This window comes from Paenibacillus aceti (assembly GCF_003614185.1).
Taxonomy (GTDB): domain Bacteria; phylum Bacillota; class Bacilli; order Paenibacillales; family Paenibacillaceae; genus Fontibacillus; species Fontibacillus aceti.
Window position 1 is genome coordinate 4,207,228 of sequence record NZ_KZ987724.1, and the last position, 16,199, is coordinate 4,223,426.

A 16,199-nucleotide genomic window follows, 5' to 3' on the forward strand; every position below is an offset into this window, starting at 1 on the left:
TGAAGCAGTTATAGATCTTTTTTTATGCTGAATCAGGAATGTTTGTCCCGATCCTGGACTACACTAAATTTAGGCGATAAGTTTTAGTTTCATTCTACCATATCCTGAGCAATACCGGATGGGACTATAGTATTTTCAATTCAGGGAAATTTAACTAGATATCGCTTCCAATTTACCCTATTCATAAAAAAGGAGAGAATTATCTTGAATACCAACTCTTTATCCCTGCTCCAGGAAGTGCATATGCTGGCCAAGCTGGCCGATATAAAAGAAGAGCATTACCATCAACTGGTAATGCTCAGCGCTATGATAGAGCTATTAATCGAGAAAGGGATCATTACTCGTCATGAAATTGAGGCCAAAGCGGCCGAATTGAACTCTTTTATAAGTCCGCCACCTTATCCCATGGCGTAGGCCGATCATAATAAGTATCACAGAGCTTGAACTCACTGTCCTTATAGAAGCAACCACGATCCTCCATGGCACCGCGCACGGACATTCTGGCCAGATCCGGCATATTATGCTCCCGGCTTAGATGAGCTAGATAGACCCGTTTGATGCGTCCGCACAGAATCTCACTCATTAACTCTCCGGTTGCTTCATTGGACAAATGGCCCATATCCCCGAGAATACGACGCTTAATATTCCAAGGGTAACGCCCCATGCGCAGCATCTCGATATCATGATTCGCCTCCAACACGATCACATCGGAGTCAGCGATGGCCATCTTCACCTTATCACTGGCATAGCCCAGATCGGTGCAGACACTCAGCTTCTCCTTGCCGTCATAGAAACAGTAGGCTACAGGCTCGGCGGCATCATGCGAAATACCGAAAGACTCGACCCGCAGTGAACCGAAATCCCGGGACTGACCAGTTCCGAGGATACAGCGGTTCTCTTCGGCGATCTTACCGACGGCCTTCTCCATCGCGGCCCATGTCTTCTCATTGGCATAGATCGGCAGATTATATTTTCTCGCCACCGGCCCAAGGCCTTTAATATGATCTGAATGCTCATGCGTGATTAGAATCCCTTGGATCTCCTCTCCGGCAACTCCGCGCTCCTGCAACAGCTCGTCCACCCGCCTCGCGCTGAAGCCGGCATCCACCAATAACGTCGTCTCTCCATTAGTAACCAGTGTCGCATTTCCCGTTGAACCGCTAGATAATACTGTAAATCGTAGCCCCATTCCCCATTACTCCTTCACTTTCTCTGTATTCGGACTGATGACATCCCCGCTGATTCCCTGCACGTAATACTCCTTACCGCTCTCCAGGATGAATCTCCAGGCTGGCGCCGCAGGCAGATGTGCATCCGAATTGAACACCTCTCCGTAATAACCGAGTTCGATCTCTGTGACGACCGAGCCATCCGGCAGGAAATTCTCGATCAGATTGCCGAGCGCCTTGGAGGCGGACAGCACTCGCTGCGCCTTCTCATCCCCCGTGTCACTAATCTCAATCCTCGGCTGCCGATAGGAAATGATCTTCTGCTCACTGTAATAGAGCGTCAGATTAATCTTAAACAACGGCCATTTGCCATCCACTAGAGGATGGAGGATGAACTCTCCCGCCCGGCTGGCCGCTTCATCATATCTATATTGCCCGATATCCGGGATACTTGCCTTAAGTGCGTTCACAAGCTCCTTGCTCGTAAAGATCAGCTTGCTGTCGATAGGGGCTTCAAGCTCGACCATCCGGTCATGGTAATCCCCGTTCACGAAGCGATAAGAGATCTTCGGTAATGCCGGCGTATCTCCGGGAATTTTGGCCAGTACCTTGATCCCCTTCTCATCCATCGCCTTCTGAATATTACTCTCTAGCGAGGTGAAGTCCAGATTGGAATCCGCCTGCTCCTGTAGATCATTCCATAGCTGATAGCCAAGTACCAGATTCAGCAGCAAAAAAGCATAGATTAACACATTCTTCGCGCGGCTCCAATCCATCCTCCAGCCTCCTTTCCATACTCGTATTGTCAAACCGAATCAAGGCAAAATCCGTGTCGCTCCGTTCTGCAGCTCAGCCACCCACATCGGAGTCAGCTTAAGCCCATTCTCGCCAAGCGTAGGAAGGTAAGCCGGATACAGTCGCTTGATGACGGATTCATGGCTTAACAATTCAATCTTCCGGCGAAGCTCATCTCCGCCGGCCAGCTTAATGACCTGCTTATCCGCCTTCTCTCCTAGCGAATAGATTAATGATCGTTCATACCCGGTAATCGTCCCCTGACGCAATTCAAGAGAGATCACCCCATAATGGAAGGTCGATTGATCGATGATCGGAAAAGCCCCATACTGCCCCGAGCCATAATATTGCTGGAACATCACAGTCTGCGATTCGGCATTAGGCCCCTCACTCTGATCTAATCGATATTTTCCGTTCCAGCCGCCATGCTGATTCACAAAATCAACAGCAGACAGCGCATTCCGACCCGGACTACTCTCGCCCGTCACGGCCGCCGCCACAGGATCCGTATAATTGATCCAGTTACGGCTCTGACGAACCTGGAGACTGCGCCTGCCATCAGTATATATCTCCGAGCCATCCTTCTCACGAATATAGCGGGTGATGCTCGGATCAAAGAATATGCTCTGCATCTGCTCTGTAGAGAACAACCCCGTACGCAGCGTTGTCTCGACCATTTCTATAGATTGCTCAGGGATATAATACCCCTTCTCCAGTGTATAAGAAATCCAATCCTTGCCGAAATCAGCCTGTTGCTTCACATACTGCATCCTCAAATCGGCCTTAGTGGCTTCATAGACGACATCCCCCCGAGAACTGAAGAAGAAGACTCTCACCTGCTCCTCGGTATCCGTGCTGTAGATCAAGAGTCGGCTAATGCTCTCCCCTTCGAATAACGGGTCCTTGGTAATTTGCATCACCTTCTGCAGCAGCTCTACCGGCATTCCCTTGCCGAATTCCAGTTCAAGACCGATCTGCTCACTGCGGATCTCCGACCAATTGATGTTGTTTACGGGATAGCGCTGAAAGCCGTCAAATTGCCGACCCTTCAGCCGCGAATAGATCAAATTATAGAACGTCGATTCCGGGTAAAAGACCGTATGGCGGTTGTCCCCCAAATGCACCGTAATCTGCGAAGGATACAGCAGCTCATCCGCTTCCAGCTCGGTACCCATATTCTCCGTCTTGATATATTCATTCGCCGTCTTCACCACCGGATTACTGCCCGGCAGGCGATAGATCAGGAAATAACTTTGCACCAAGCTGCAGACGACTAATAGAACAAGGGTTATCGATTTTATTTTTTCCTTCATGTCATCCTGCCCCCTTGTTCCTGCTGCGGCAGTGTGAAGATTACCTTCGTGCCCTTGCCCACTTCCGATTGCAGCCAGATCGAGCCACCATGCGCCTTCACAATTTCCCGGGCAATGGATAAGCCAAGCCCCGTACCGCCCATATTCCTCGAACGAGCCTTATCTACCCGGTAGAACCGTTCAAAGATTCGCTCCTGATCCTTCTTCGGAATACCCATCCCGTTATCCTCTACCGAGATAGCGAGCATTCCGTCGTCGGCATTTCTGGCCTCCAGGGAAATCGTCCCGCCCTCCGGCGTATACTTAAGTGCATTCGAGATCAGATTGTCCAGCACCTGGTCGATCTGATCGCGGTCAATCCAGATCATGCCCACCCCATCGCCAATCGATAAGCTAGGTTTAATCCCCTTCTCCTGCATCTGGAAGGAGAACCGATCCGTAACCTCCTCCAGCATATCCACCACTTGAGTCGGACGCTTACGAAGCTCAGACTCCTTCGAATCCAGCCGCGATAAATGCAGCAGATCCGTGACGAGCCGGATCATTCGCTCCGTCTGATTCTGAATCACCGATGCGAACTTCGGACCGAGCTCTGCGTCCTGCATCGCTCCATCCTCCAGCGCCTCGGTATAGCTCTTGATCGTAGTCAGCGGCGTCCGCAATTCATGAGACACATTAGCCACGAATTCCCGGCGTGACGCCTCCAGTTTCTCCTGCTCCGTCACATCCTGCAGCACAGCGATGGTTCCGACGATGCCGATCTCACGGCGATGAATCGGCGTGAACGTCACCCGGATCATGAACTCATCACCCTCCGGCGTTTCGTTCTCCAGCAGGGTAGAATGCATCGTCCCCTGAGACAGAATAAACTGCTCCTCCTCCGTAAGATGAAGCAGCTCCATAATGTCCATATTGCCGACCCGTTCTTCCTCGACCTTAAGCATTTCACTGGCTCGCTTGTTCATCAGAATGACTCTATTATTCTCATCCGTCGCGATCACGCCATCGCTCATATTGGTCAGAATCGAAGCGAGCTTCTCCTTCTCCTCTTCGTTCTGAGCCAGCGCTTCCCGCAGCCTGCTCGTCATATAATTAAATGCCTTGCTGAGCTGACCGATCTCATCGCTGCCGAATTCCGGCATCTTCTGATAGAACTGTCCCTCCGCTACGGCCGTTGCCCGCCGCGTCAGCTCCTTGATCGGCGAAGTGATCGTATGGGCCAGAATTACGCCCAGCACCGCCGTCAGGCCTAGCGCCAGCAGGATTCCGGATATGAATATATTGTTAATCCGCTCCATCGTTGCATAGAGCTCACTCATCGAGGCAGCGATATAGATAGCCCCAACGATCTTCCCGTCACTAAGGACCGGCTTGGCAACGACTTTCTTACGGATATTATCGTCGTCGATAATGTACTCCTCGTTATCACGAATGCCCTGCAGCGCGCGGCTGACCACCGTCTGCGTATTCTTCGTGCCGACATAATCGGCATGAGATGGCTTAGAGGTCGTCAGTACCTTGCCGCTGGCATCCAGCACTTGAATCTCGGCTCCGTTAATCGTGAACAGATTGTTGACGAGCACGCGCAAATTGTCCATCGACTCTTCCGCCGATTCTCCGACCACGCCCAAATTCTGTGCCGCCAGCACCGAGAGCAGCTCCGCCCGCTCCTGCAATTCCTTCGTAAAATTGCTGGTAAGCGAAGTCTTCATCGCGCTCACAAAATAAACCCCGATCAACTGCATGGCAATCAGGATCAACAGCACGTAAATAATGATCAGCTTCACTTGGAGCGTACGAAAGAAAGCGGGCAACCGCATCTAAAAACCACCCACCTTGGAGCTGCGCATCATATACCCAAGTCCGCGCCGCGTCAATATGTATTCCGGCTTGCTTGGATCCTGCTCGATCTTCTCCCGCAAACGGCGAATCGTCACATCCACCGTCCGCACATCTCCGAAGTATTCATATCCCCAGACCGCTTGTAGCAGATGCTCCCGGGTCATTACCTTGCCTGTATTCCTGACCAGATAATAGAGAAGCTCGAACTCCCGATGCGTCAGATCAAGCGGCTCTCCATTCTTATAAACGGTATACATATTCGTATCTATAAACAGCTCGAACAAGCTGATTCCCTGACGTTCCTCCGGCTCCTCAAGCTGGGCCGGCTTCTGCTGCCTGCGCATCTGCACCTTCACCCGGGCCAGCAGCTCGCGCGTACTGAAGGGCTTAGTCACATAATCGTCCGCACCCAACTCAAGCCCCAGCACCTTATCGATCTCGCCATCTTTGGCAGTCAGCATGATGATCGGTGTCTGCAGCTTGGCCCGAACCTCCTTGCATACGTCCATCCCGTCCTTGCCGGGCAGCATCAAGTCAAGCAGAATCAGATCGGGTTGCTCCGAGAAGGCAAGCTCTACAGCCGCAATACCATCGAAGGCAAGAATAACCTCATATCCCTCTTTTTCCAAATTAAATTTCAGAATATCTGCAATTGGCTGCTCGTCATCAACTACGAGAATCTTCCCTTGCATACTATACTCACCCCACACCTTCAGGCTTGACCAATCTCTTACTATCTTACCATATCAAGCAATCCTCTTCATAACCTATCCGTAATTGCTCACCAAGTCCGGAGATAACCCGCATATACACACAGACCAAACTATGTGATCTCATATAAAAAGACCCAGTCCAACATCGACCAGGCCCTAGAGTCAAAGCTATTATATGAATTAAATATCATTGCGTTATTATAAATATTTCAGAGGATTCTGCAGATTGCCATTCTTATGGATCTCAAAATGAAGATGCGTTCCTGTCGAGCGCCCTGTATTGCCCATGACACCGATCTTCGTGCCCTTCTCGACAACCTCGCCCTTCTTGACGCTGATCTTGCTCAAATGACCATACAACGTCTTATATCCATTCTTATGATCAACAATAATACAATTGCCGTATCCCGATTTCTTTCCAGCGAAGCTGATCACGCCATCATCCGCAGCCTTAATCGTCTTGTTGGAGGATACCAGGTCAACCCCTTTATGCGTTCTTCCCCAACGCTTCCCGAAGCTGCTCGTCAGACGGGCTCCCGATACCGGCCAGGCAAAATCCCCCGACCCCTCGCCGAGAACGATCTTCGTGCCCTTCACAATAATCTTCGGCGACGCCTTCTTCGTCACTTCCTGACCCAGCCATTCCTCGGCAATGACCTCGCCATTCTCTTTCGTAATCCGATATTCCACGGTCTTGAGACCGCTGCTGCCTTCCGAGATTACCTTCGACTCGCCGGAACGCATATTATCACTCTTGCGAACCTCGATCTGCGGCTCGGTTACAATCTCCTCGGACACCCGTTCTACCGTACGAACCGTAAGAGATGGCTGCACAGCCTTAATGCTCAGAACCTCGCCGATCTGCAGGGTGAATTCCTTAATTCCCGGATTATTCACCTTCAGCTCATGCTGAGTAATCGCGAATTTCTTGGCGATCGATGAGATGGTATCTCCCTCGCGAACCTCGTAGGTAATCGCTGCCTCGTCGCCCTGCAAAATCCGCTCGACCGCTTCATTTGCATCCAAGACCTTGTTCGGGTCTGTCTTCGTCGCAAACCTGGCCACATTCTCCTTGATCTTCACCGATTCAAGCGTAGATCCAGATGAGCCAGAAGCCTCCGCCGTCTTCTGCTGAATACCGCCCGTCTTCTTCACTTTGGCAGCATAGCCCTGTGCGGCCGGCGCCTGTGGGGCGAACTTGTTCTGAAGCGTACTTAGCACCTGATCCGCTGCCGCCTGATCCTTCACAATCCCGATCAATTTGCCATCGACTCTGAGTTCTACGCCTTTGGCATAGCCCTTCAGCATGCCGTCCAGCTCCTGCAGCGTCTGCTCGGTATTCACCTCGGCCTTATACGACTTCTCCATCACTGTAGTGATGCCCTCTGTATGTAGCGCCATCTCCACTTGAGGATATTTCTCGTTATATTCCTGCTCTTTTTGCTTATATAGAGCTTGTAATTGTCCTTCATCGGCAATGGTCCCAATTTCTTGCCCATTCACATACACCCGGTAATAAGGCACCATATTCGCCTCAACATATTGTTGACCTGCAAAATAAACCGTACCCGCAAGCGCGATAGTCGCAACCGCACTAATAGCAATAATGCGGGTCTTGCTGCGGCGACGGCCTGCATCAGGATTGGCCTCTTGGTGCTCGGACATCTCTTGATCGCTTTCCGGGCGACTATGATCTATGGACGCACCTTCTTGCTTCCCGCGCCATAGTTGCCACCGTTTTCCCCTGAAACCTCTCATATTGATCTCCTTTTCAATCGACTATATACGACATCAAATAGTATCAAAATTTTAACCATTTACAACTATTTAATACTTTATCATAGCCAGGTAAGGGATTTCAACTCGCGCCAAAAACACCGAAACCCCACATACAATGCGGGTTTTCAGTGTTTTTCATATAATTGGCATGTTTAATATATAATTTACAATTGTGCTAACATTGTCGAGATCCCCGGCCAAAAAATCCATAAATAAGCTATTTTTTTAATATATTCATCATTTTCGTATATTCCGTCTTATCCAAGTATTTGGACAAAATTTGCTCGATCTCTATCAATTCCTTCTCCGTTAACCCATCTTCCATCGACTCGGTCAACTTCTGCATCTCTTCCTGAGGAAGTCTCGTCATTAAGATCTTGAACACTTCCTCCTTCTCCTGATCTGGAATTTCATCCTTCTTCGCAATCAGGTCCTCCGGCGTAACCAGCACATTGCCCTGCTGTCCTGCGGCATTCTGCTCCGCTTGAGAGGATATACCTCCCATCGCAGCTACCGAATCTTCCGGCGGCTGATCCGTCTGATCCTGATCCGCCCCCGCTGGCTTGTCAGCTCCAGCTTGATCACCTCCGGTAGTCCCGCCGCCGTCGGATGCCCCTGCATGCGAATCAGAGCCACCACCAGAGCCCGTCTCTAAGCCGCCCACCGCTTCTCCGCCATTACTAGTACCGGAGGACTTTTTCGGGTCAGAATCCCCCCCTACCGTGCTTCTATGGAGATCAGCTAGCGAATCCTGGGCAACCTCCTTCTTATTGCTTATATTACTACCACCCTTGCTATCTCCCTTACTTCCGAACCCAAGCATTCCTTTGACCATACCGCCCAAAGTCGGAGCTTCATTGGCCATCGGTATATTATAGCTGCTCAGCAATGACTGAACATACGAATTGACGACATAGCCTGTCGTCATCACCGTCAGCAAGCTTATGACAATAGCTGTAATAGATAACTTGAATAGCCGCCACATCCACTTCATTCTCTTTCCTCCTTCTAGCCTACCTACCGCCCTATTCTTCTGTTCTCGGCATTCTATCATCAGTATGGACGGCAGATGGAGAATTCAACCGCTAGGATTCAACATTAAATCCTGACGATCGTCTCAGGGACATGGCGCATGAAGTCTAAGGAAACTCCATATCTCTATTCTCGCCAAAACATGAGTAAATCAAATCTAACGAAATTACAGATCGTTATTGGCGCTAAAAACGGGCACAAAGTAGCTAAATCCGCTATATAGCGATGCCCTGTTTCGTTACGATTTTTAATCGGCCTTTTGGGCGTAAATAGCGATATCCAGTTTCGTTAGAAGCGGCCGCCACGGCACACAGGACCATGCCAAAAAGCCGCTCCAAGAGAGGACTAATCCCCCCCTTGAAGCGGCTATAAAAGTACCCTTGTATCGCGCTCGCCTATTCGTAAATCGGCAATACTTGATTCGTCTGACTACGATTACGGCCCACGGAGAAGATCGCGATTGGAACCCCGGTCAGCTCAGAGACGCGCTGCACATAGTTGCGGGCGTTCTCCGGCAGATCCTCCAGCTTCTTCGCCCCGGAAATATCCTCCGACCAGCCTGGAAGCTCCTCATAGACCGCTTCGCATTCCGCCAGCATCTTCAGACTGGCTGGATAATGCGTAATAACCTCTCCACGGTACTTGTAGCCGGTGCAGATCTTGACCGTCTCCAGTCCCGTCAATACGTCGATCGAGTTCAATGACAGGCCTGTCAGCCCGCTGACGCGGCGAGCATGGCGCACGACTACACTATCGAACCAGCCGACACGACGCGGACGGCCCGTGACCGTACCGTATTCATGACCCGTCTCACGGATCGTATCGCCGATCTCATCATTTAACTCTGTCGGGAACGGTCCATCCCCTACACGGGTCGTATAGGATTTGGCAACCCCAATTACCTGGTTAATCCGCGAAGGACCGACGCCCGACCCGATACATACCCCGCCAGCAGACGGATTAGAGGACGTTACGAACGGATAGGTACCTTGGTCGATATCGAGCATTACACCTTGAGCGCCCTCGAACAAGACTTTCTTGTCAGCATCAATCGCATCATTAAGCACTACAGAAGTATCCGTCACATATGGGCGAATTACCTCGGCATATTCCAGATACTGCTTCAATACTTCTTCTACATCAAGCGGCTCCGCACCGTAGACCTGCTGAATGACTTGATTCTTCTCCTTCATCAAATGACGAAGCTTCAATTCGAATTCCTCTGCGTCCATCAAGTCAGCGATACGAATTCCGTTCCGCGCTGCCTTATCCATATAAGCCGGGCCGATCCCTTTGCGGGTCGTACCGATCTTATTCGGTCCCTTGCGATCCTCTTCAAGCGCATCGAGCAGCATATGATATGGCATAATGACATGAGCACGGTCACTGATCACCAGATTCTTCGTGCTGAAGCCATTGTCATGGATATAATTGATCTCTTCCAGCAAGGCGGCCGGGTTCACGACCATCCCGTTACCGATCACACATTTCTTATCTTCATAGAAGACCCCTGACGGAATCAGGCTGAGTTTGTACTTCTTGCCGTCAATCAGAATCGTATGACCGGCATTGTTACCCCCTTGATAGCGGGCCACCACATCAGCGCTTTCCGCTAGATAATCCGTGATTTTTCCCTTGCCTTCGTCCCCCCATTGGGTCCCTACAACGACTACCGTTGACATGTACATTCCCCCGCCTGGTGCGTAAGCGCACCTGTTATTCATATTGATCATACAACCACAAATAGCGCTGCTCCTGAGCAGCAATACAAGTTTACCAGCCTCATTTTTCAAAGTCAAATAAAAAACGAACAATCAAACGGATGTCCGTATGATTGTTCGGGATTATGGAAGATGTTCACTATTCATATATTATTATACCCTGAATTAACCTATTTATCCGGCAAACGCATCCGAATGGGCACGTTCATAATTTGCAAATTTATTGAAGTTCTTCAAGAACACAAGCTCTACCGTACCGACAGGGCCATTCCGCTGCTTCGCGATAATGATCTCGATAATATTCTTCTTCTCCGTCTCCTGATTGTAGTAATCATCACGGTATAAGAAGGCAACGATATCGGCATCCTGCTCGATGGAACCCGATTCCCGAAGGTCAGACATCATCGGACGCTTGTCCTGACGCTGCTCCACACCCCGGCTTAGCTGAGACAGAGCGATGACCGGAACCTCTAGCTCCCGGGCAATCTGCTTCAGCGTACGGGAAATTTCCGAGACCTCCTGCTGGCGATTCTCGCCGGGCTTGCCCCGCCCATGAATGAGCTGGAGATAATCGATCACGATCATACCAAGCCCCTTCTCTTTCTTCAAACGGCGGCATTTGGAGCGTATATCCGCTACCGTGACCCCCGGGGTATCATCGATATAAATCTCGGCCTCAGACAGGGCTGCAATCCCCATCGTCAGCTTGGACCAATCTTCATCGCTCTTGAAATCTCCGGTCCGCATCACGCCCGCATCAAGATTGGCTTCAGCGCAGATCATCCGCTGAACCAGCTGAGGGGCCGACATTTCCAGACTGAATATAGCCACGGTCTCCTTGGCCCGTACCGCCACGTTCTGGGCGATGTTCAGGGCGAAGGCCGTCTTCCCGACAGAAGGACGAGCCGCCACGATAATGAGATCGTTGCGCTGGAAGCCGGAGGTCATCTTATCCAGATCGACGAAGCCGGAAGGAATTCCTGTCGTCGTCCCTTTATTCTGATGCAGTACCTCTACACGGTCGAATACTTCCATCAATACATCGCGGATGGCAATGAAGCCACTGCCTGAACGGCGGTTTGATATTTCCAGAATACGCCGCTCGGCATCGCTTAATAGCGCTGAGACATCCTCACCGCCGGTATATCCCTCGCTCACGATCTGAGTTGCCGTCCGGATCAGGCGCCGGAGCATCGACTTCTCTTCAATAATCCGTGCATAATATTCCACATTCGCGGCTGTAGGAACGGCATGAGCAAGCTTCGCTAAATAGCTCACACCGCCGGTATCCTCGAGTTCACCCCGGTCCTGCAGGCGTGAGGTCAGCGTGACCAGGTCGATCGGCTGACCTTCCTCGCCCAGCTGTACCATCGCCTCATAGATCAATTGATGGGGCTTATCATAGAAATCCTCGGTCCTCACCCGCTCCATGGCGGTAATTAACGCTTCGGACTGAAGCAGTATCGCTCCGAGCACGGCCTGTTCTGCCTCCAGATTTTGCGGGGGGATCCGGTCGTAAAACAGATCTGTGCTGCTCATTTTATTCCTCCGTTACATGAACCTTAAATGTTGCCTTTACCTCAGGATGAAGCTTCACACTAACCTGGGTTACACCAAGGTTGCGGATCGGCTCATCCAGCTCAATCTTACGCTTGTCTATCTTCACGCCAGCCTTGCCCATCGCTTCGGCTACCTGCTTGCTCGTTATAGCGCCGAACAACCGACCGCCTTCGCCAGCCTTCGCCTTCAGCTCTACGGTCATTTCCTCCAGCTTCTTACCAAGCGTGATCGCCTCTTGCTTCTCCTGCTCCTTGCGCTTCTGCTCAGCCGCTGTCTGGTGCTCCAGTGTTTTCACATTACCTTCCGTCGCGGGACGAACGAGTCCGCGCGGGATTAGAAAATTCGTTGCGTAGCCTTCTGAGACTTCCTTGATTTCCCCTTTTTTGCCTTGGCCCTTAACATCCTTCAAGAATATAACCTTCATTCGAATAACCCCTCTTCCTGATCTATTTGCTCCAGTACCTCAAGCAGCCTCTTCTCTGCATCGGCCTGGGTACCCTCTAACTGTGCTGCGGCGTTCGTTAAATGACCGCCGCCGCCAAGCCGCTCCATGACGACCTGGACATTCATACTCCCGAGTGAACGGGCGCTGATTCCTATCAGACCATCCGGGCGCTCGCTAATGACAAAGGAGGCGAGCACATTGGTCATATTCAGCAGCGTATCCGCTACTTGGGCAATCAGCATCTGCGGTATTTTGCGGTTAGGCTCGGTCACAGCCAGAGCGACATGACCATAGATGATCTGCGCATGCTTGATAATATCCGCCTTGGCGATATATTCCTGCAGATCCTCCTTCAACAGCCGCTGTACCATGACTGTATCTGCGCCCATGCGGCGCAGGAAGGCCGCGGCCTCAAATGTACGGGAGCCGGTATGAAGCGCAAAATGCTTCGTATCGACAGTAATCCCGGCCAGTAAAGCTGTAGCCTCCAGTTGACTGAGCTCTACCTTCTCATGGATATACTGTAGCAGCTCTGTCACTAGCTCAGAGGCCGAGGAAGCATACGGCTCCAGATATACCAATACCGCATCATTAATAAATTCTTCGCCGCGGCGATGGTGATCCACGACGACGACCCGCTTCGCGGTATGCACAAGCCTTGGCTCGATGGTCAAGGACGGCTTATGCGTATCCACCAGCACGAGCAAGGTGTTCGGCGTCATCATGCTCAACGCCTGCTCTGGCGTAGCGAAGCGCCTCACCAAGGATTCATCCTGCTGAATCCGGTCAAGAAGGCGCTTGATGCCCGGGTTCGGGCCGTCGAGGACGATATGGGACTCGACATTGAACATATCGGCGGCCTTCAGCACGCCGATCGAGGCGCCGATCACGTCAAAGTCAGGGACGCGATGGCCCATAATAATGACGCGGTCGCTCTCCTGCATCAGATCGCGCAGCGCATGCGCGATCACCCGTGCGCGGACCCGCGTCCGCTTCTCTACGGCGCCGGTCTTGCCGCCGTAGAAGGACATGCGTTGACCCGCCTTCACAGCGGCTTGGTCACCGCCCCGGCCGAGAGCCATATCCAGACTGGACTGGGCTAATTCGCCCAGTTCACTCAGGCTCTCGGTGCCGAAGGCCAGGCCGATGCTCAGCGTCATCGGCACCTTCAGGTCCGCAGTCATCTCGCGGACCTCGTCCAGAATCACGAACCGGCTCTGTTCGAGCTGGTTCAGCGATTTCTGATTCATGACCATCAGATAACGCTCGGAGGACAGTCTGCGCAGATAGAGGCGATAATGCTTCGCCCAATCGGTGATCGCAGTCGCTACGCGAGCGATCAGAGCCGCTCGCTGCTGATCATCCATGCCCTGCGTAGCTTCATCGAGATTATCCAGCATCACGATGCCAAGCGCGACCTTCTCATTCTCGTAGCGCTCGCGCAGCCCAGCCAGCTCGGTCATGTCATGAATATAGATGAGCCGCTCATCGGCATCGATGGTCAGCTCATAATGCCGCTCATTTACGACCACCTCGACCAGCGATTTACCATGATGATCCTTCTTATCATGCGTAAGCTGTGGCAGCGGGGGCAATAGCTCCGTTAGAGACGCCCCGACGACGCTATCCCGCCCGAACATTCCATTCACGAAGCGGTTATGCCATTCGACTGTGCGATCCTCGCCATAGAGCAGAAGGCCAAACGGCAAGCGACTCACCGCTTCGCCTTCTACCCGCTTGATCCGATAAGTCAGATCCGTCACATATTTCACTAGCTCCTTGCGGAAGCGCCGCTCCGCTTGGAGCATCGTATAAGCTAATGCACCAACCAGGCAAAGGCTGACCAGACCGAGAATCCAGTTGTAATAAGAGATAAATATGACGAGCAGCAGCTCGAGCATAAATACCCATACCGTCTGATACCCATACCAACGTTTTTGCAGAAGATTAGGCATTCCTTTTCACCCTATCGTTTTGATTTCGTAATCATGTCACGCAGTGGAAAAGCAATGTCCGCGATCCCGATAAGCCATAGTGGCAGCAGCGGTATGAATACCATAACAATGACGAGCAGGACGGGGAATACTGGATTCCACTTACGTTGATAAGCTATGAAAAAGAAGAGGCTAGCCGCCTGAATCATAAATAAGAACTGTAATAATGGTATTAAATTAAGTATAATCGTGCCCAGAAATCCTTGTCTGATCGCTGCGCCGCCCAATAATTCAAGCAATAGAGCGATTAAATAATACCAAATCAGAGAGCGCGGCAACCGCCAATTTCGGAATGCCGGCATTTTTGGAACGATCAGCCCCATGCTGCCGAGCGTCGGGCGTGAAATCGCCTGAGTTACAGCCGAAATAGCGAGCGAGCAAACAATCAGTGTAAACGGAAGCAAGCGTACGGTTAAACTGGAGAATTGCTGAATCATCTCCTGCGACCATACGATACTGCTACCCAGCGAGCTATCCGCCATATTCCTGAACGGGTCCATCGCTGTATTAATCATATCTTCAATAGCCCATGACAAATTAAAATTAAACATGACCGTACTAATTAGCAGCACCAGCAGAAATTCTACCAATATCGTGCCTGCTCCCATCATTACTGTTCGGAAAGCAGGTGCCCGCTTCTTATATAACTCTCCCATCACGATCGATGGAACGATAAAATACAGGGCCTGCAATAGAATGATCGGTCCGCACAGAAGAGCCGCCAGAATCCATGCCGGTACGATATGCAGCAGGAACGACCGCCTCGATAAAATGGAATAGAGCAGAACGGTCGGAACCAAGAGAAAAAATACCGTAACCACAGCAAGTGGAGTAGCTAATGATAATAGGAGCAGTAAATAAACAACGCTCCAAGCGACCGATGTCCAGCGCAGTTTCAAAATAGGTTCACCTCTTACGCATATGATCTTCAAGTGTAGAAATATCCTGATACCAATCCTCGAGCTGATGTCCGTCTTGTTGATGCTTCTTTAACTTCTCCAAAATCGAATCATCTAAATCCCGATAAGAAATCCCCAGCCTGCGTCCCAGTACATAACTGCTGACGACCAAGCTAGCCAGGCTATCCGTTATCCGTGTCGTGCTGCCTTCCCACAATGCCTTGAATAAACGGGATACGTGATCGACTACTTCCGTTTTGAGCCATTCAATCACCTTGGCGCGTTTGGCCACATCCATTTCCTTGTGCATGGCAGACAGCCTCCACCCTTCCCCCAAAAAACTTGTACTCTTCATTATAGCATAATGCAATTAGGCCTATCGTTGCAAACCGTATAAGAGGTGCCATGTGATTTATTTATTGACTACAGAATCATCTCTGGTGACGAATTTCTCGCAATATTCTATGATCTGGCTGCGGCGAACAATACCGATGAATCGCCCCATATCATCAACGACAGGGACAAAATTTTGCACCTTGGCCAGATTAATTAAATCCTCCATATCGGCATCAATCGAGACAGGCTTATTATCCATCCGCAGCGGCACATCCTCCAGATAGAATTTTGAAGCGTTCTCAAAATTAACCTTGCCGTCCGAATTTTTCATATACCAGAGCAGATCGCCCTCCGTGACCGTTCCGACATATTCTCCATTGTGACCGATAATTGGAACCGCCGTATACCTGTGATATTCCATCCGCTCCAATGTCTGCCTTAGCGTTGAATCTACTCTCACCGCAGCTACATCATTCTTCGGCAATAGAAAAAACGCGATATTCATACGAGTGAAATCCTCCTCTATTCTCTTCATACTCCCCAGTTTAGGGATGATTATAAGCATTAGCAATACGTATTAATACAATCTTCGCTCCGATTA

The 16,199-nt window shown here is 50.8% G+C and carries 15 protein-coding genes; 1 reads left to right on the top strand and 14 read right to left on the bottom strand.

Features of this window, described 5'->3' with window-relative positions; all coding sequences use genetic code 11:
• The first annotated feature begins 204 nt into the window (after positions 1–204).
• Positions 205–414 carry a hypothetical protein gene (locus tag BFJ94_RS18840; RefSeq protein WP_120464035.1) on the top strand — a complete coding sequence of 70 codons (210 nt, stop codon included), beginning with the start codon at positions 205–207 and terminating at the stop codon, positions 412–414.
• On the opposite strand, the gene BFJ94_RS18845 is transcribed toward BFJ94_RS18840, so the two are convergent.
• The 14 genes from BFJ94_RS18845 to BFJ94_RS18910 form a co-directional block, all read right to left on the bottom strand.
• Complete coding sequence (locus BFJ94_RS18845) at positions 383–1,189, bottom strand: MBL fold metallo-hydrolase (RefSeq protein WP_120464036.1); 807 nt, start codon at positions 1,187–1,189, stop codon at positions 383–385. The two genes, BFJ94_RS18840 and BFJ94_RS18845, sit on opposite strands and share 32 nt — an antisense overlap.
• 6 nt (positions 1,190–1,195) lie before the next feature.
• Positions 1,196–1,945 carry a two-component system regulatory protein YycI gene (gene yycI, locus BFJ94_RS18850; protein WP_120464037.1) on the bottom strand — a complete coding sequence of 250 codons (750 nt, stop codon included), beginning with the start codon at positions 1,943–1,945 and terminating at the stop codon, positions 1,196–1,198.
• A 39-nt stretch (positions 1,946–1,984) separates the two neighbouring features.
• Positions 1,985–3,277, bottom strand: coding sequence for a YycH family regulatory protein (locus BFJ94_RS18855; protein WP_120464038.1), 1,293 nt, complete (start codon positions 3,275–3,277; stop codon positions 1,985–1,987).
• Entirely contained in the window at positions 3,274–5,097 is a 1,824-nt protein-coding gene (gene walK, locus BFJ94_RS18860; protein ID WP_120464039.1) for a cell wall metabolism sensor histidine kinase WalK, read from the bottom strand. Before walK ends, BFJ94_RS18855 begins: the two co-directional genes overlap by 4 nt.
• The gene (gene yycF / locus BFJ94_RS18865) at positions 5,098–5,811 is read right to left on the bottom strand and encodes a response regulator YycF (RefSeq protein ID WP_120464040.1); all 714 of its coding nucleotides are present in this window, start codon (positions 5,809–5,811) and stop codon (positions 5,098–5,100) included.
• Between the two features lie 219 nt (positions 5,812–6,030).
• On the bottom strand, positions 6,031–7,590 hold the full coding sequence (locus BFJ94_RS18870; protein WP_120464041.1) for a peptidoglycan DD-metalloendopeptidase family protein: 1,560 nt from the start codon (positions 7,588–7,590) through the stop codon (positions 6,031–6,033).
• Positions 7,591–7,828: 238 nt separating this feature from the next.
• Complete coding sequence (locus tag BFJ94_RS18875) at positions 7,829–8,605, bottom strand: hypothetical protein (RefSeq protein WP_120464042.1); 777 nt, start codon at positions 8,603–8,605, stop codon at positions 7,829–7,831.
• A gap of 433 nt (positions 8,606–9,038) precedes the next feature.
• Positions 9,039–10,325, bottom strand: coding sequence for an adenylosuccinate synthase (locus tag BFJ94_RS18880; RefSeq protein WP_120464043.1), 1,287 nt, complete (start codon positions 10,323–10,325; stop codon positions 9,039–9,041).
• A 213-nt stretch (positions 10,326–10,538) separates the two neighbouring features.
• Positions 10,539–11,903, bottom strand: coding sequence for a replicative DNA helicase (gene dnaB, locus BFJ94_RS18885; protein ID WP_120464044.1), 1,365 nt, complete (start codon positions 11,901–11,903; stop codon positions 10,539–10,541).
• A 1-nt stretch (position 11,904) separates the two neighbouring features.
• Positions 11,905–12,348, bottom strand: coding sequence for a 50S ribosomal protein L9 (gene rplI, locus BFJ94_RS18890; protein WP_120464045.1), 444 nt, complete (start codon positions 12,346–12,348; stop codon positions 11,905–11,907).
• On the bottom strand, positions 12,345–14,324 hold the full coding sequence (locus BFJ94_RS18895) for a DHH family phosphoesterase (protein ID WP_120464046.1): 1,980 nt from the start codon (positions 14,322–14,324) through the stop codon (positions 12,345–12,347). The genes rplI and BFJ94_RS18895 overlap by 4 nt, the downstream gene beginning before the upstream one ends.
• Positions 14,325–14,335: 11 nt before the next feature.
• Complete coding sequence (locus BFJ94_RS18900) at positions 14,336–15,262, bottom strand: DUF2232 domain-containing protein (protein ID WP_120464047.1); 927 nt, start codon at positions 15,260–15,262, stop codon at positions 14,336–14,338.
• Positions 15,263–15,269: 7 nt separating this feature from the next.
• On the bottom strand, positions 15,270–15,572 hold the full coding sequence (locus tag BFJ94_RS18905) for a MazG-like family protein (protein WP_188831475.1): 303 nt from the start codon (positions 15,570–15,572) through the stop codon (positions 15,270–15,272).
• Between the two features lie 102 nt (positions 15,573–15,674).
• Positions 15,675–16,103: a CBS domain-containing protein gene (locus tag BFJ94_RS18910; RefSeq protein ID WP_120464048.1), complete on the bottom strand. Its 429-nt coding sequence runs from the start codon at positions 16,101–16,103 to the stop codon at positions 15,675–15,677.
• Positions 16,104–16,199 lie beyond the last annotated feature (96 nt).

What these genes read in the sequence shown, in the direction of transcription:
- BFJ94_RS18845 (WP_120464036.1), bottom strand. Translation starts at nt 1,189, where the DNA reads ATGGGGCTACGATTTACAGTATTATCTAGCGGTTCAACGGGAAATGCG.
- yycI (WP_120464037.1), bottom strand. Translation starts at nt 1,945, where the DNA reads ATGGATTGGAGCCGCGCGAAGAATGTGTTAATCTATGCTTTTTTGCTG.
- BFJ94_RS18855 (WP_120464038.1), bottom strand. Translation starts at nt 3,277, where the DNA reads ATGAAGGAAAAAATAAAATCGATAACCCTTGTTCTATTAGTCGTCTGC.
- walK (WP_120464039.1), bottom strand. Translation starts at nt 5,097, where the DNA reads ATGCGGTTGCCCGCTTTCTTTCGTACGCTCCAAGTGAAGCTGATCATT.
- yycF (WP_120464040.1), bottom strand. Translation starts at nt 5,811, where the DNA reads ATGCAAGGGAAGATTCTCGTAGTTGATGACGAGCAGCCAATTGCAGAT.
- BFJ94_RS18870 (WP_120464041.1), bottom strand. Translation starts at nt 7,590, where the DNA reads ATGAGAGGTTTCAGGGGAAAACGGTGGCAACTATGGCGCGGGAAGCAA.
- BFJ94_RS18875 (WP_120464042.1), bottom strand. Translation starts at nt 8,605, where the DNA reads ATGAAGTGGATGTGGCGGCTATTCAAGTTATCTATTACAGCTATTGTC.
- BFJ94_RS18880 (WP_120464043.1), bottom strand. Translation starts at nt 10,325, where the DNA reads ATGTCAACGGTAGTCGTTGTAGGGACCCAATGGGGGGACGAAGGCAAG.
- dnaB (WP_120464044.1), bottom strand. Translation starts at nt 11,903, where the DNA reads ATGAGCAGCACAGATCTGTTTTACGACCGGATCCCCCCGCAAAATCTG.
- rplI (WP_120464045.1), bottom strand. Translation starts at nt 12,348, where the DNA reads ATGAAGGTTATATTCTTGAAGGATGTTAAGGGCCAAGGCAAAAAAGGG.
- BFJ94_RS18895 (WP_120464046.1), bottom strand. Translation starts at nt 14,324, where the DNA reads ATGCCTAATCTTCTGCAAAAACGTTGGTATGGGTATCAGACGGTATGG.
- BFJ94_RS18905 (WP_188831475.1), bottom strand. Translation starts at nt 15,572, where the DNA reads ATGCACAAGGAAATGGATGTGGCCAAACGCGCCAAGGTGATTGAATGG.
- BFJ94_RS18910 (WP_120464048.1), bottom strand. Translation starts at nt 16,103, where the DNA reads ATGAATATCGCGTTTTTTCTATTGCCGAAGAATGATGTAGCTGCGGTG.